We start from the raw sequence: 14,233 nt of genomic DNA, 5'->3' as shown, positions 1-14,233 counted from the left end.
TCGTCGCGTCCAGCAAATGGTGCTGGCCCTCAGCAAATCATCGCCACGTCGGCAGATGGGTGATATCGATCGGCGTTTCGCGCCCGGGTGTGCAGAGTCCCCGTCAGGCCAGGACGGCGATCTCGTCGCCCAGACGGTACCCCGCGGTCAACGGCAACGTGTCACCGCTCCAGAAGGACCCGGGGTCGAACCAGTTGGAGTTCTTCTCCGTGCGCAGCAGGCCCATCTCCTCGTAGGTGATCGCCACGGTTTCGGCGCAGTAGGCGGTTTCCAGCCCGACCTTCGATCTCTCGGCTTTACGCCGGTCGGCTGACTCGCGAACCTTCCTGTGTACGAATGGGATACCGCGAGTGAAGTCGCTCACGACCGGCAACCGGCCCCGCATCCAGCGTCCGGTGAGTCGCGCGGTGGACGGGAACGGGGTGCCGTCCATCCGGGCGATCACCCGCAGCAATCGGTCTTCCTGCTCGCGGGTGGCATACGGGGTGAGTTGACGCAGCCAGCAGCGCTGCTCGTAGGTGTGTGTCCAGCGTTCGACCGCCTGCCGGAGATCGTTGAGCTGAACGCCGCGGTGGTGGGTTCCCGTCCACAGGTCGAGCAGCTTGTCGCCGAGTTCGGCGTGCCAGATCAACGGAGGAAGATCGTCGAGGGCGACGGTCATCCCGACGTGGTTCACCGGGCTGTTGGTCATCGACTGAATCGCCCGGTCCGGACCCGATCGGCCCCGGAACAACCAGATGTCACCCGTGCGGGTTTCGTCGAGCGCGCGCTCCAGCGACACCGTGCTTGGACTCATCCCGGCAGCTTATGCAGACTGAGGAGCATGCGTGGGATCTGGAAGTGGGTCGGGCTGGCCGGTGTCGCCGGTGTCGTCGCAGGTGGAGTCCTGGTCGCACGTGATCAGCGGCGCCGCAACGCCTACAGCCCGGACGACATCCGGGCCCGGCTGCATCAGCGGCTCGCCGAGGCCGAACGCACCGAGTAGAGGGTGTGGGATCCGGAGAAGCCCTTGAGGTTCGCGTCCTTCTCGCCGTCGACGACGAGGTCGTCGCAGCCGGCCACCGCGTCGCGCACCGCCCCGCTGATCAGGACTTCGCCACCGTCGGCCTGGGCGGCCACCCGCGCGGCCATCGCGACATTGCGGCCGAACAGATCGTCACCGCGCAGCACCGACTTTCCGCTGTGGATACCGATCCGCACACGAATGTCGTTGGGCCGCTTGCGAAGCGAGTGCTGAATGGCAAGGCCGCAGCGGACCGCCTGCTCGGGACGAGCGAACGCCACCATGAAACCGTCGCCCTGACTCTTCACGACATAACCGTCGTGCGCGTCGACGTGACGGCGCACCGACTTGTCGTGCTTGCCGAGTAACCGCACGAACGCGCGATCCCCGATGCGCTCGTTGAGCGCGGTCGACTCCTCGATGTCGGAGAACATGATCGCCAGCCGGCCGTTGGGCGCCAGCCGCGCCAGATCGGGGCGTTCCACCTCGGCCCAGTCGGCGAGTTCCTCGATCGAGGAGCGCACCGCCGCACCGAAGCCGTCGCGGCGCAGGATGTTGGCGGTCTGCCACACCGTCTTGACGGCCTTTGTGCCGCCGGTGACCAGCATCTGCCGGGTGTCGAGGCGGTGGCGCAGCTCGTCGGCCTCGTCCCGGGCGGCCCGCAGGCGCCGGGTCTGCACTGCCAGCGCCACCCCGAGGCCGGCGGCGAGCACCGCCAGCAGGCACACGACGATCAGCGTTCCGGTCATCGCTCCAGTATTGGATGCTGGTGGCGTGGCGATCGCGAAGGCCCCCTATTACGAGAGCCGGTTTCTGCGCGCGAACGATCCCGGCGCGCCCCGCGCGCTGTGGTTGCGGCAGACGATGCTGCTGCCCACCGCCGGCGAACCCGTCGCCGACGTGTGGGTGATGGTGTTCGACCCGTCCGGCCATCGCGCGATCAGGCAGCAGTTCCCGCTCACCGAGGCCTTCTTCTGCGATGACTGGTCGGTGCGGATCGCATCGGCGACGATGGAGGCCACCGCCGCCTGCGGTGCGCTGGCCGACGCGCGGTGGGACCTGGCGATCACCGCCAGCGATCAGGAGCCGGTCAGGGTGCTGTCCGACCGCGCCTATCGGGCGCGGTTCCCGACGGCCAAGACCATGGTCCGTGACCCGATGGCGCACTTCGACGGGCGCGTCGACATCTCGGGTCACGTGGTGGACGTCGACGGGTGGACAGGCAGCGTCAACCACAACTGGGGCAGCAGGCACACGCCCGCGTACGCGTACGGACAGGTGTGCGGATTCGACAATGCGCCTGAGTCCACCCTGGAGATCGTCACCGCGCGGGCCGCTGTCGGACCGCTGCTGTTACCGGGTGTGACGCTGTTCGTGTTCCGGCACTGCGGTCAGCAGTTCGCGGTGCGCTCGATTGCGGGCAGCCTGCAGACCCACGGGAGCTACAGGCCGTTCACGTGGACGTTCGGGGCCAGGGTCGGTGAGCAGATGATCGAGGGCGAGATCACCACGGTGCCCGCCGATGTCATCGGTCTGACCTACACCGACACCGACGGCGGGGTGAAGTACTGCTACAACTCCGCGATCGCGAGTTGCCGAATGCAGGTGGCAGGTAAGGCGTTCGAGCGCGCCGAGTTGACCAGCCGACGCGTGATGTTCGAGATCCTCACCGACGACCGGCTCGATTCGGTGCCGCTGCTGGCCTAAGTCCAGGCCGCGGTCACCGTAGCCATGTCGAAATAGTCACGCCAGGACGCGATCCGCCCGTCGACGATCTCGAACACCCCGGCCACGGGCAGGGGCAATTGCCTGCCGTCTTTGAAGCGCATCACATCAGTGCGCTCGTTGAAGACCAGGCCGCCGGAACTGATCTGGCGGTGCACCTGGAAGTCGATGCCGTCCACCATGCCGGTGAACTCGGCGATGAACGCCTTGATGGCCTCGCGGCCGACGGCGGGATCCATCGGAATGTTGTGATAGACACCGTCTTCGGTGAAGTAAGCGGCCAGGGACTCGGGATCGGTCTCGGCCCATCTCGCGCAGAACTCGGTCACCACGTCGTCGGGGGTGCGTGTCATCGTTCGATAAAACCCAGTGACCGCGCGTAAATCAACTGCGCATGCGCCGGCGCTACGGGCCTTCGTCGTCTTCGGGGAGTAGGTGGCGTTCGGGGTGGTGGTAGCCGTTGACGCGGTGCTGCCCTGTGTCGAGTTCGGGTGGGGGGATCCATTCGGTCTGGTTTTTGGCGTTCTTGCGGGTGGTCCAGCCGGTGTTCTCGATCATCCGGTTGTCCGGCCCGCAGGCCAGGGTCAGATCATCGATGTCGGTCTGACCGTCGTCCTTCCAATCCGCGACCGCGTGATGAACCTGGGTCCAGTACCCCGGCACCGTGCAGCCGGGCCGGGTGCAGCCCCGCTCCCGGGCGTGCAGCACCAACCGCTGCGCGGCGTTGGCCAACCGTTTGGCCCGACCCAGATACAGGGACTGGCCGGTGTGCTCGTCGAACACATACAGATAGTGATGCGCCTCGGCGGCCATCCGGATCAGATCCCGCATCGGCAACAGCGATCCGCCGCCGGTGACCGCCACCCCGGCGCCCTTCTCCAGTTCTTGCAGCGTGGTCGACACGATCACCGTCACCGGCAGCCCGTTGTGGCTGCCCAGGTCACCGGATTCCAGGTTGCGCCGCAGCAGGGCCTTGAGGCCGTCGTGATTGCGCTGCCCTGCGGTGCGGGTATCACGACCGCCGTCGGGGTCCTCCTGGGCGGGCAGGTTGGCTCCGGGGGCGGCCTCTTTGGCCAGGGCGGCGTCCAGGTACCCCCGGGTCTCGGCGTCGATGTAGCCACTGATCTTGGACAACCCGTCGCGCTGCTGCTTGCCGATCTTCACCCAGCGCTTGCGGGCCCGCTCCTGCTCGCTGGGTTCGGGACCGTCCTGATCGATCATCAGCAACAACCGCCCCGCGGCCTCGTCGAGTTCTTCCGGGCCCATTCCTGAGCCCTTGCCCGCCAGTTGCCGGTCGGCGTACGCGCGGGTATCGGCATCCACCCAGGCCGGCAGGTTCTTGTGGAACTTCGCGATCACCGCGACATGCTCCTCATCCACCAACCCTTGGGCTTGGGCGGCCGCGGTGGCCTCCCACACCGGCGCCAACGGCTCCCCGGTCATCGCCCGCCGCGGACCCAACATCTTGGCCCGCCGCAACCGCCGCTCGGCTTCAGCGCCGCTGACCCGCAACGCCGTGGTCAACACCTTCTTCCACGACGACGCCTCACCCAGGCGCGACGGTTCGGTCTCCTCCATCAACCGGGCCAACACCTTGTGCTCCACCGCCGGAACCGACCGCAGCACCGTCGTCAACTCACTCAACAGCCCGATCAGCTCACGATGAGACAGCTCGTCGGCAGCCTTCGACAGCACCGCGATCTGCTCAGCGATCGCCCCCACCGCCTCCGACACCAACTCCATACACCGAACACTAGTTCGAACCACTGACAGCGAAGCTCGACGCGTTGACTCATCAGAAATGCGCGCGAAAGGGTGATTCGTTGCCTCATTGAAAATGCGCGCGTACGCCCAGTGGATGGGGTTGACGTTGGCAGAGCGCAGAGCAATCACCGAGGCGGCTGCGACCCGCTACCAGCTGGCGAGCAAGCGGGGTAAGAGTCGGATTCTTGACGAGTTGTGCGCCAACACCGGGTGGCACCGAAATCATGCCCGCAAGGCGCTTACGGCGGCGTTGCAGCCCAAGGTCGTCACCGCGCGCAGTCCCCGGCCGGTGACGTACGGGCCCGATGTCATCGCGGCGCTGACGGTATGCTGGACGGTGCTCGGAATGCCCGCCGGCAAACGGCTCGCACCCATGCTCACAGAACTGGTGGCCGTGCTGCGCCACTTCCGGGAGCTGGTCATTAATGACGAGACCGCGGCATTGCTGGTGTCGATGTCGGCGGCCACCATCGATCGCCGCCTGGCCGATGAGCGAGCCAGACGCAAGATCCGGGGACGGGTGGGCACCAAGCCGGGGTCGCTGCTCAAGAGCCAGATCCCGGTGCGCACCTGGGCCGAATGGGACGACGCTGTGCCCGGCTTCGTCGAGATCGACATGGTCTTCCATGACGGTGGCGACCGCGGCGGGGGCCACGCGTTCACGTTGACGGTCACCGACATCGCCACCGGCTGGACCGAGAACCGCTCCGTGCCGAACAGGACCGCCAAATGCGTCGTGGCTGCCCTCAACGACATCGCCAATAAGATGCCGTTCCCCATTCTCGGCGTGGACTCCGACAACGGATACGAATTCATCAACGGCCACTTGTTGTACTGGTGCGAACGGCGCAAGATCACCTTCACCCGGGCACGGCCGGGTAACAAGAACGACGGGTGTCACGTCGAGCAGAAGAACTGGGCGGTGGTGCGCACAGTTGTCGGCTACCACCGTTACGACACCGCTGCAGAACTGTTGCTACTCAACGAGATCTGGCAGTTGCAGTCCAAACTGACCAACTACTTCTACCCGCAGCAGAAACTGATCTCCAAGGTGCGCAAAGGCGCCAAAGTGTCCAAGAAACACGACGAAGCAGCCACCCCGTTCCATCGCCCGATCAACCACCCCGCCATGGCAGTGGAGCGCATCGTCGCGATGACTCGGACCTACTCGCTGATCAATCCCGCCGCCACCCAGCGCCAGGTGCACGCGCTGACCGCCCAACTGCTCACGCTCACCACCAGCAAAGCCGCACCCGGAGCCACAGCGCCAATCAACAAGCGCGCACGAGTACGTGAGGCAACGAAGACCCCTACGCGCGCATCTTGACATGAGGCAACAGGCTCGAAAATGTGACCGTAAAGGACAACGTGACCAAAGAAATTTCTGAGGCGCCTACCAGCCTTCGGTCAGCACGCGGTCCAGGGCGTCGACGTAGAAGTCGGCGGCCTCGACGTCGATGCACAGTGGTGGCTTGGTCTTCAGGATGTTCTGGTGGTCGCCAGTGGGCTGGATGACCACGCCGAGGTCGAGCATCCGGTCGCAGATCGCCGCGGTCTCCTCGGTCGCCGGCGCCAAGGTGCGCTCGTCACGGATCATCTCGACGCCGAGATACAGCCCGAACCCGTGCACGGTCCCGATGATCGGGTGCCGTTCGCGCAATCCCTCGAGTCTGGCCTTGAGGTGTCCGCCGACCCGAAGCGCGTTGTCCTGCAGCCCTTCGTCACGCAGTACGTCCAGGACGGTCAGCCCGACCGCACACGACAGCGGGCTGCCGCCCGTGGACGAGAAGAAGTAGCCCTGGCTGGAGAACGCGTCGGCGACGGCGCGGCTGGTGATCACCGCTCCCAGCGGATACCCGTTGCCGGCCGCCTTGGCCACCGACACGATGTCGGGCACTGCGTCCTGCTGCTGAAAACCCCAGAACCACTCGCCGAGCCGGCCGTAACCGACCTGCACTTCGTCGGAGATCGCCAACCCGCCGCCGGCCCGCACCGCCGCGTAGACCTGTTGCAGGTACCGGTCCGGTAGTGCCATCCCGCCGGCGTTGCCGTACACGCTCTCGCAGATGAACGCCGCGGGTGGGCGGCCCGACGCGATCAGTTCCTCGATCTGGGCGACAGCCTCTTCGGCGTACCGGAACGCCTCGGCGCCACGGAACTTGCCCCGAAAGCTGTTCGGGGATTCGACCGTGTGCACCCAATCCGGGCGGGTGGCAAGCGCATTCGGGTTGTCGGCCGTCGACGTCGACACCGCGTCGGTGCCGTAGGTCCAGCCGTGATAGGCCTCGCGGACCGCGACCACGTCACGACGGCCGGACGCCGCGGTGGCCAGCCGGATCGCCAGGTCGCTGGCCTCGGACCCCGAATTCACCAGGAACACCGTGTCCAACGGGTCGGGAAGCAGCGCAGCCAGCCGCTCACTGAACTCGACGACGGCCGCGTAGTTGAACCGTGAGTTGGTGTTCAGCTTCCGCAGCTGGCGCGCGGCCGCGTCGGCGATGCGCGGGTGCGCATGCCCGAGCACCGTCACGTTGTTCACCATGTCGAGGTAGCTGCGGCCTGCGGTCGACATCAGGAAGTGACGGCGGCCGCGCTCGATCTGCGGCGGCGTGCGGTAGTAGAACTCCTGTACCGGAGCGAAACTCGCGTGCCGGCGGGACACCAGGTCTCCGGCGGTGTGCGCGTCGAGCGGCGCCAGCCCGAGCAGCGGCCTCGGGTCGCGGCAATGGGCCAGCCATCCGGGGGCGAGGTCGGACCGGACGTGCGAAGGAGCTGTCGGCGCTCCGACGGGACGCACCGCCACCTCGAACCGCTCGCCCGCGCGGGCGGTGCCGACGGTCTCGCCGGCGATGACCGGGCCTGTCACCGTCGGTGTCGCACCGGACACTGTGACCTCGAAGTCCTTGCCGCGCACCGTGATCGCCCCGGTGGTGTCGTGACCGACGTCGCCGTCCCACGGGGCCGCGATCTCGGTGTCCACCGCCGTCCATACCTGGACGCCGGTAGACACCACCTCGGGGCCGTCCTGACTCAGTTGGGGTGCTCGGCACAATGCCGCCTCGCCGAAGCGGGTCACGACGACGGTGGCGCCCCGATACAGTGCGGCTCGGGCGGCTTCCTCGTCGATGTCCGGCCGGGGCCGCCCGGCGTCGTCGTACGCGTCGTCATAGATCTCGGAGGTGGTGGACAGGTCGAGGGTGAGCGCGGCCGACCGATCCACTCCGATCATCTGGGCCTTCACCCGCGGAGAAGACGACTCCCGCGCCAACCCCAGTCCAGTCCTGATCAGCGCGGTCATGACATCCAGCGGGACCGAGGTGGCGAGCTCGAACAGGCGTCGCTCGGCGTCGGCCTGCTCGGTGATGTAGTCGTTGTCGGGATCGAGTGCGGCCTGTTGCGCTCCGCTGACGATCAGCACCGCGCTCCGCAGCACCAGCATCGGCCAGAGCGCGTCGGCCTCGGCCACCGACAGCGGCCGTACGGCGTGGAAGGCCCTGATCGCCGGAAGCGCCGAAGTCGCCTGTGCGCCAACGTGTCCGAGCACCGAGGAGGCGGTGATCGCAAGCTCTGAGACCGCCCAGGTGTATGACAGATCCCCGAAGTCGATGACGCCGTCGGGACGCAGGCCGGCGCCGTCGCGGGAAACCACCACATTCGCGTCGGTCAGGTCGATGTGGGCGGCCTGGCGTGGCAGCGCGTCGTCGAGTGGAGCGATCCTCGCCCACGCGTCCCGCGCCGCGCTCAGCAACCGGTCCCGCAATGCTTCATCGCTGACGTGCGAACTCAGTGTCTCGACCACGTCCATTCCGAAACGCAAGTCCCACTGCAGGATCCGGTCCAGCCCGGGGTGGGTGAACCCCGCCAGCGCGCGGCTGACGCGCGCCGCGACGTCCCCGAGACCGGCGACAACCTCGGGGCTCAGGTATCCGGACTGCGACAGCGTGCCGCCCGGCAGGTAACGCAGCAGCCGCACGTAAACCGTGCCGTCGACCAGTCCCGGGACGGCCGTGCACTTCTGGCCCACGAGGTTCTCCCGCGGAACCGCCACGCGCAGGCCGGGTTCGGAGTCGGCGATCAGTTGCGCGGCCTCGTCCTGGGCGGCCAGCTCCACTGCCGTGAACGCCGGATTGGCGATCTTGAGGACACCGGCGATGTCACCGTTCTCGGCGTGGACGGCGAAGTTCTTGTCCTGCTGACTTCCCAGCGACTGGACGCGCGCGGTGATGCCGTAGTGGGCGGACAGGATGTCGCGTGCCTGCTCGTCGCTCACCCGCGGTGCGGGCAGCTCGGGTTGTTCGAGAAAGTTGAAACCGCGAGCGCTCATCGCGACACTCGGCTCTTCGCGCGAGCGCTCATCGCAACACGAACTCGGTGACGGCCTCGGAGAACGCGTCGTTGTCGTCACCCGCGGCGGTGTGCCCGGCGCCGGAGAGCTCGACGAACTCGGCGGCGGGCACCTTGGCCAGGAAGTCCTGCACCGCTTCCTCACTCACCACGTCGGACAGTTTCCCGCGCACCAGCAGGATCGGGATGGTCAGTTCGATCGCGGCCTGCTCGAGCAATTCCACCCGCACGAACGGGTCCTCGTTCGGTTTGGTCAGGAAGGCCGGATCCCAGTGCCAGTACCAGCGGCCGTTGCGCCGGCGCAGGTTCTTCTTCAGGCCTTCCGGGCTGCTGGGTCTGGTCCGGTGCGGCAGGTACGCGGCCACCGCGTCGGCGGCCTGCTCCAGCGACTCGAAGCCGTGGATGTGGCTGAACATGAAGTCGCGGATGCGGGCGCTGCCGTCCTTCTCGTAACGCGGCACCACGTCGACGAGGATCAGCCGTGAGACCCGGTCGGGGCCGGCCTGCCTGGCCGCCAGGATCCCGGTCAGCCCGCCCATGCTCGCGCCGATCAGCACGGTGGGACGTCCGATCTGATCGAGCACCTCGCGGGTGTCGGCGCACAGTGACTCGACGGTGTAGTTCGCATCGGGGGAGCGGTCGCTGTCACCGTGCCCGCGACTGTCGAGTGCGACGACGTGCAGACCCTCGCCGGCCAGGATCTGTCCGGTCTTCTTCCACGAGAACCTGTTCTGCCCGCCGCCGTGCAGCATCAGCACCGAGGGGCGCGAGGAATCGAAGCCGGCGGTGGCCGCAGGTCTGTTCCATTCGTCGGCCACGAGTGACAGATTCTCGGCGCCGCGGAAGGTCACGGTCGTCGGTTCGTTGCGGGTGGTGCTCACGGGCGTCCTCTCGGCTGATTCCCGGAATCACGCTACTGCGCGGGCGCGTCGTCGACGTGTCGGGTCCGGCGCGCGTCCGCCGACCGTAATATTTACGGTTGTGAAAACGGGGGGCCATCACGATGACGATCGGCGGCGCATCATCACCGCCGCATACCGCTGCCTGGCTGAACCGCACGCCGGGCCGATCCCCATGTCGGTGATCCTGCGCGGCGCCGGGGTGTCCAGCCGGGCGTTCTACCGCCACTTCCAGTCGAAGGACGACCTGTTCCTGGCGTTGCTGCAGGAGGAGTGCGAGGCGGTGGTCGCCCAGGTGGACGCCGTCGCCGACGCCGCGGCCGGCACACCGGCCGACCAGCTCGCCGCCTGGATCGCGGTGATGTTCGCCCTGGTCGTCGACCCGCAGCAGCGGCTGCAACTGACGGTGATCGACTCCGACGAGGTGCGGGCGGCGAAGGGTTACCGGGAGATGAGGGATCGGTATCACGCCGCGCGCGAGCGCTCGTTGTCCGAGATTCTGCGCCGGGGCCGGTGTGACGGCTCCTTCCCACTGACCGAACCCGACGCCGACGCCACGGCGATCAACGCGATCATCAGCCGGGTACTGGGCAACCAGACCACCGACGACCCCGCCGTCCGCGAACAGGCGCAGACGGCGGTGCTGGACTTCGCGCTGCGGGCGGTCGGCGCGACCCGGCGGCGGTGAACGACGGCTCCGGCGATGAATCCCGGGCCGTCGGGCGGTCTGAACGGTATCGACAGCCATTCGATCCTGAGGAGTCGCCATGCCAGCCATCACGCCGTCGCTGTGGTTCGACAACGATCTGGAGGAGGCAATCGCGTTCTACTGTGCGATCTTCCCGAACTCCGCCGTCGAGTCCATCGCACGCTACACCGAGGCCGGCCCGGGGACTCCGGGCGACGTGGTGGCCGCGACGTTCACACTCGACGGTCAGCGCTTCATCGGGATCAACGGCGGGCCCCAGTTCCCGTTCACCGAGGCGGTGTCGTTCACCATCGGGTGCCGGGACCAGGCCGAGGTCGACTACTACTGGGACCGCCTCGTCGACGGCGGTGAGGAGTCGCAGTGTGGATGGCTCAAGGACCGCTACGGGCTCAGCTGGCAGGTGGTGCCCGACAGGCTCACCGAGCTGACCGGTGACCCGGACCCCGCGCGGGCGACGGCGGCGACCAGAGCGATGCTGGGCATGCGCAAGATCGTGATCGCCGACCTCGAAGACGCCGTCGCCGGCCTCTAGTTCGGCGGATCGGGCTCGTGTTGCCCGCCCAGAATTGGTTGATATACGGTTCTGAGCGTCCTCACCTGTGTAACCTCAGCCCCACCCCAACGGGACCAGGCCGGTTGTCGGAGGACTATGGCGGTGAGGTGCACACGAGGAGGGGCCGGATAAATGGTCGCTTCCGGCGTGATCGCCAAACCCGTGCGCGCAGTCGGCGGTTTCTTCTCGATGGCGCTCGACACCTTCGTGATGATGTTCAAGCCGCCGTTCGCGTGGCGGGAGTTCATCAGCCAATCCTGGTTTGTCGCACGGGTGTCGATCGTCCCGACACTGATGCTCACCATCCCGTACACGGTGTTGCTGACCTTCACGTTCAACATCCTGCTGCGCGAGTTCGGCGCGGCGGACTTCTCCGGTACCGGCGCCGCGTTGGGCACGGTGCGCCAGATCGGGCCGATCGTGACGGTGTTGGTGGTCGCCGGTGCCGGCGCGACCGCGATGTGTGCCGACCTCGGCGCGCGCACCATCCGGGAGGAGCTCGACGCGCTCCGCGTCATGGGGGTGAATCCCATTCAGGCGCTTGTTGTTCCGCGTGTACTGGCGGCGACGCTGGTGTCGTTGGCGCTGTCGGCGACGGTGATCCTGGTCGGCCTGGCCGGCGCGTACTTCTTCTGCGTGTACATCCAGAACGTCTCTCCCGGCGCCTTCGCGGCCGGGCTGACGCTGATCATCGGCGCGATCGATGTCGTCATCGCTCTGGTCAAGGCCGCGCTGTTCGGGCTCTCCGCGGGTCTGATCGCCTGCTACAAAGGCATTTCGGTGGGTGGGGGCCCGGCCGGTGTCGGTAACGCGGTCAACGAGACCGTGGTGTTCACGTTCATGGCGCTGTTCGCGATCAACATCGTGGCCACAGCCGTCGCGGTGAAGGTGACGATGTGACGGTCTCGCGGCCCCATTCCCAGTTTCCGTGGCTCAAAGCCCGGTACCGCGCTATTGCCGGGCCGTGGAACCAGATCGGGGTGCAGACCAAGTTCTACGGCCGCACGCTGCGCTCGATCCTGTACGCGGTCACCCGGTACCGCATCGAGCTGATCCGGCAGATCGCCCAAATGGGTTTGGGCGCAGGTGCGTTGATCGTGATCGGCGGTACCGTCGCGATCGTCGGATTCCTGACCGTCACCACCGGCGCGCTTGTCGCCGTGCAGGGCTACACCGACTTCTCCGAGATCGGTGTCGAGGCGCTGACCGGGTTCGCGTCGGCGTTCTTCAACGTGCGACTGATCGCCCCGGGGACCACGGCCGTGGCGCTCGCGGCCACCATCGGCGCCGGCGCCACCGCGCAGCTCGGCGCGATGCGGATCAACGAGGAGATCGACGCCCTCGAGGTGATGGGCATCCGCAGCATCGCCTACCTGGCCTCCACCCGGGTGGTCGCGGGCCTGCTGGTCGTGATCCCGCTCTACTGCGTCGGCGTGCTGGCCTCGTTCTGGGCGGCACGCTTCGGCACCACCGTGATCTACGGCCAGTCCACCGGTGTGTACGACCACTACTTCCGGACGTTCCTGAACCCGACCGACCTGTTCTGGTCGTTCATGCAATGTGTCGTGTTGGCCGTGGTGATCATGCTGGTGCACACCTACTACGGCTTCAGCGCCAGGGGCGGACCCGCCGGCGTCGGCGAGGCCGTGGGACGTGCGGTGCGCACGTCGTTGATCCTGTCCGCGTTCGTGCTGGTGATGATCTCGCTCGCGGTGTACGGGCAGTCCGGCAACTTCAACCTGGCGGGCTGAGCCGTGGACGACGAGGGCCTGAAACCGGGGTGGTGGACGCTGATCCTGGCGGTGCTGTTCGCGGCCGCCGTCTGGCTGACCTACGCGCTGTTCACCGGCACGCTCAGGTCCACTGTGCCGGTGACGCTGACCTCCGACCGGGCCGGTCTGGTGATGGAGACCAACGCCAAGGTCAAGCTGCGGGGTGTGCAGGTCGGCCGTGTCGCCGATATCGCGGTCACCGGTCAGCAGGACCCCACCGTCGCGCTGCAGCTGGAGATAGATCCCGACCAGCTGCAGTACATCCCGGCCAACGTCGAGGCGCAGATCCGCGCCACCACGGTGTTCGGCGCCAAGTTCGTCGACCTGGTGTTCCCCGACGACCCCAGCAGCCAGCGGCTCGAAGCCGGCCAGGTGCTCGTCTCCCGCAACGTGACCACCGAGGTCAACACCGTCTTCGAGAACCTCGTCGCGGTGCTCGATCAGGTCGACGCGGCCAAGCTCAACAGCACGCTGTCCGCGCTGGCCGACGGCGTGCGCGGGCAGGGGGAGCGGATCGGGCAGGCCACCACCGACGCCAACCAGGTGTTGCTGGCACTGAATCCGCGCTACGACACCATCCGCGCCGATCTGCAGGCGCTCGACCAGTTCAACCAGACCTACAGCGCAGCGGCCCAGGACATCCTCACCACGCTGGACGCCGCGTCGACCACCAGCACCACGGTGGTCAACCAGGCCGACGAACTGGACGCGCTGCTGCTGTCCACGCTCGGGCTGTCCAACAGCGGTATCAACCTGCTGGCCCCCAACCAGGCGAACCTGATCAAGGCCATCAACACGTTGGCGCCGACGACCAACCTGCTGCACAAGTACAACCCGTCGTACACCTGCCTGCTGCTGGGCGCCAAGCACCTGCTCGACGAGGGCGGCTACGAGGCACCCGGCGGCAACGGCCGCACGCTCGTGCTCGACACCGGCCTGTCCTTCGGTGACGACCCGTACAAGTATCCGCAGCACCTGCCGATCGTCGGCGCCAAGGGTGGCCCCGGCGGCAAGCCGGGATGCGGTTCGCTGCCCGTCGTCGCCGACAACTGGCCGGTGCGCAACCTGGTCACCAACACCGGCTTCGGCAGCGGTCTGGACTGGCGCCCGAACCCGGGCATCGCGTTCCCGATGTACGCCAACTACCTGCCCACCACCCGCGCCGTCCCGGAACCGCCGAGCATCCGCAACCTGTTCGGCGGACCCGCGATCGGGCCGATCCCGTACCCGGGCGCCCCCGCCTACGGCGCACAGCTGTACGCACCCGACGGCACCCCCCTGTGGCCGGGTCTGCCGCCCGCCCCGCCGCCGGGCGCACCGCGCGACCCGGGCCCGCGCCCCAGTGCCAGTACCCACCGGAACCCTCGACGCCATAACCCCATCCTGACACCACCCACCGACAAAACCGGCACCCACGAAACCCACTCCCGCACAACGCCCTTCCCCAATTGGCCTGCTCCGCGT

General features: G+C 67.4%; 14 protein-coding genes. 8 read left to right on the top strand and 6 right to left on the bottom strand.

The window, feature by feature from the left end; all coding sequences use genetic code 11:
* Positions 1-103 precede the first annotated feature (103 nt).
* A complete protein-coding gene (locus ASJ79_RS06065) occupies positions 104-781 on the bottom strand; it encodes a guanylate cyclase (protein WP_156448292.1) in 678 nt (225 codons plus the stop codon).
* A gap of 42 nt (positions 782-823) precedes the next feature.
* Between ASJ79_RS06065 and ASJ79_RS32015 the strand changes: the two genes are divergently transcribed.
* The gene (locus ASJ79_RS32015) at positions 824-985 is read left to right on the top strand and encodes a hypothetical protein (protein WP_156448291.1); all 162 of its coding nucleotides are present in this window, start codon (positions 824-826) and stop codon (positions 983-985) included.
* Here the strand turns inward: ASJ79_RS32015 and ASJ79_RS06060 are convergent.
* The gene (locus tag ASJ79_RS06060; RefSeq protein ID WP_067953834.1) at positions 952-1,752 is read right to left on the bottom strand and encodes an adenylate/guanylate cyclase domain-containing protein; all 801 of its coding nucleotides are present in this window, start codon (positions 1,750-1,752) and stop codon (positions 952-954) included. The two genes, ASJ79_RS32015 and ASJ79_RS06060, sit on opposite strands and share 34 nt — an antisense overlap.
* A gap of 25 nt (positions 1,753-1,777) precedes the next feature.
* Between ASJ79_RS06060 and ASJ79_RS06055 the strand changes: the two genes are divergently transcribed.
* Positions 1,778-2,710, top strand: a complete 933-nt coding sequence (locus ASJ79_RS06055; protein WP_067953833.1) for a hypothetical protein — start codon at positions 1,778-1,780, stop codon at positions 2,708-2,710.
* Here ASJ79_RS06055 and ASJ79_RS06050 read toward each other — a convergent pair.
* Both ASJ79_RS06050 and ASJ79_RS06045 read right to left on the bottom strand, forming a co-directional pair.
* Positions 2,707-3,081: a limonene-1,2-epoxide hydrolase family protein gene (locus ASJ79_RS06050; protein WP_067953832.1), complete on the bottom strand. Its 375-nt coding sequence runs from the start codon at positions 3,079-3,081 to the stop codon at positions 2,707-2,709. The two genes, ASJ79_RS06055 and ASJ79_RS06050, sit on opposite strands and share 4 nt — an antisense overlap.
* Positions 3,082-3,133: 52 nt before the next feature.
* A complete protein-coding gene (locus ASJ79_RS06045; protein WP_067953831.1) occupies positions 3,134-4,471 on the bottom strand; it encodes an HNH endonuclease signature motif containing protein in 1,338 nt (445 codons plus the stop codon).
* 94 nt (positions 4,472-4,565) lie between these two features.
* On the opposite strand from ASJ79_RS06045, the gene ASJ79_RS06040 reads away from it, so the two are divergent.
* Positions 4,566-5,819 carry a DDE-type integrase/transposase/recombinase gene (locus ASJ79_RS06040; protein WP_067953830.1) on the top strand — a complete coding sequence of 418 codons (1,254 nt, stop codon included), beginning with the start codon at positions 4,566-4,568 and terminating at the stop codon, positions 5,817-5,819.
* Between the two features lie 66 nt (positions 5,820-5,885).
* On the opposite strand, the gene ASJ79_RS06035 is transcribed toward ASJ79_RS06040, so the two are convergent.
* On the bottom strand, positions 5,886-8,816 hold the full coding sequence (locus ASJ79_RS06035; RefSeq protein ID WP_067953829.1) for an aminotransferase: 2,931 nt from the start codon (positions 8,814-8,816) through the stop codon (positions 5,886-5,888).
* A 28-nt stretch (positions 8,817-8,844) separates the two neighbouring features.
* The gene (locus tag ASJ79_RS06030) at positions 8,845-9,717 is read right to left on the bottom strand and encodes an alpha/beta fold hydrolase (RefSeq protein WP_067953828.1); all 873 of its coding nucleotides are present in this window, start codon (positions 9,715-9,717) and stop codon (positions 8,845-8,847) included.
* Between the two features lie 100 nt (positions 9,718-9,817).
* Between ASJ79_RS06030 and ASJ79_RS06025 the strand changes: the two genes are divergently transcribed.
* The 5 genes from ASJ79_RS06025 to ASJ79_RS06005 form a co-directional block, all read left to right on the top strand.
* The gene (locus ASJ79_RS06025) at positions 9,818-10,423 is read left to right on the top strand and encodes a TetR/AcrR family transcriptional regulator (RefSeq protein WP_197420096.1); all 606 of its coding nucleotides are present in this window, start codon (positions 9,818-9,820) and stop codon (positions 10,421-10,423) included.
* A 79-nt stretch (positions 10,424-10,502) separates the two neighbouring features.
* Positions 10,503-10,976, top strand: a complete 474-nt coding sequence (locus tag ASJ79_RS06020; protein WP_067953827.1) for a VOC family protein — start codon at positions 10,503-10,505, stop codon at positions 10,974-10,976.
* A gap of 153 nt (positions 10,977-11,129) precedes the next feature.
* Entirely contained in the window at positions 11,130-11,897 is a 768-nt protein-coding gene (locus ASJ79_RS06015; RefSeq protein WP_067953826.1) for an ABC transporter permease, read from the top strand.
* On the top strand, positions 11,894-12,748 hold the full coding sequence (locus ASJ79_RS06010; protein WP_067953825.1) for an ABC transporter permease: 855 nt from the start codon (positions 11,894-11,896) through the stop codon (positions 12,746-12,748). Before ASJ79_RS06015 ends, ASJ79_RS06010 begins: the two co-directional genes overlap by 4 nt.
* Positions 12,749-12,751: 3 nt before the next feature.
* A partial coding sequence (locus ASJ79_RS06005) for an MCE family protein (RefSeq protein WP_231750742.1) occupies positions 12,752-14,233 on the top strand: 1,482 nt, incomplete at its 3' end.

Origin of the sequence: Mycobacterium sp. NAZ190054 (assembly GCF_001545925.1) — a bacterium.
GTDB lineage: Bacteria > Actinomycetota > Actinomycetes > Mycobacteriales > Mycobacteriaceae > Mycobacterium.
Note: the sequence above shows the minus strand (reverse complement) of the source record. Positions and strands in the feature narration are given on the sequence as shown.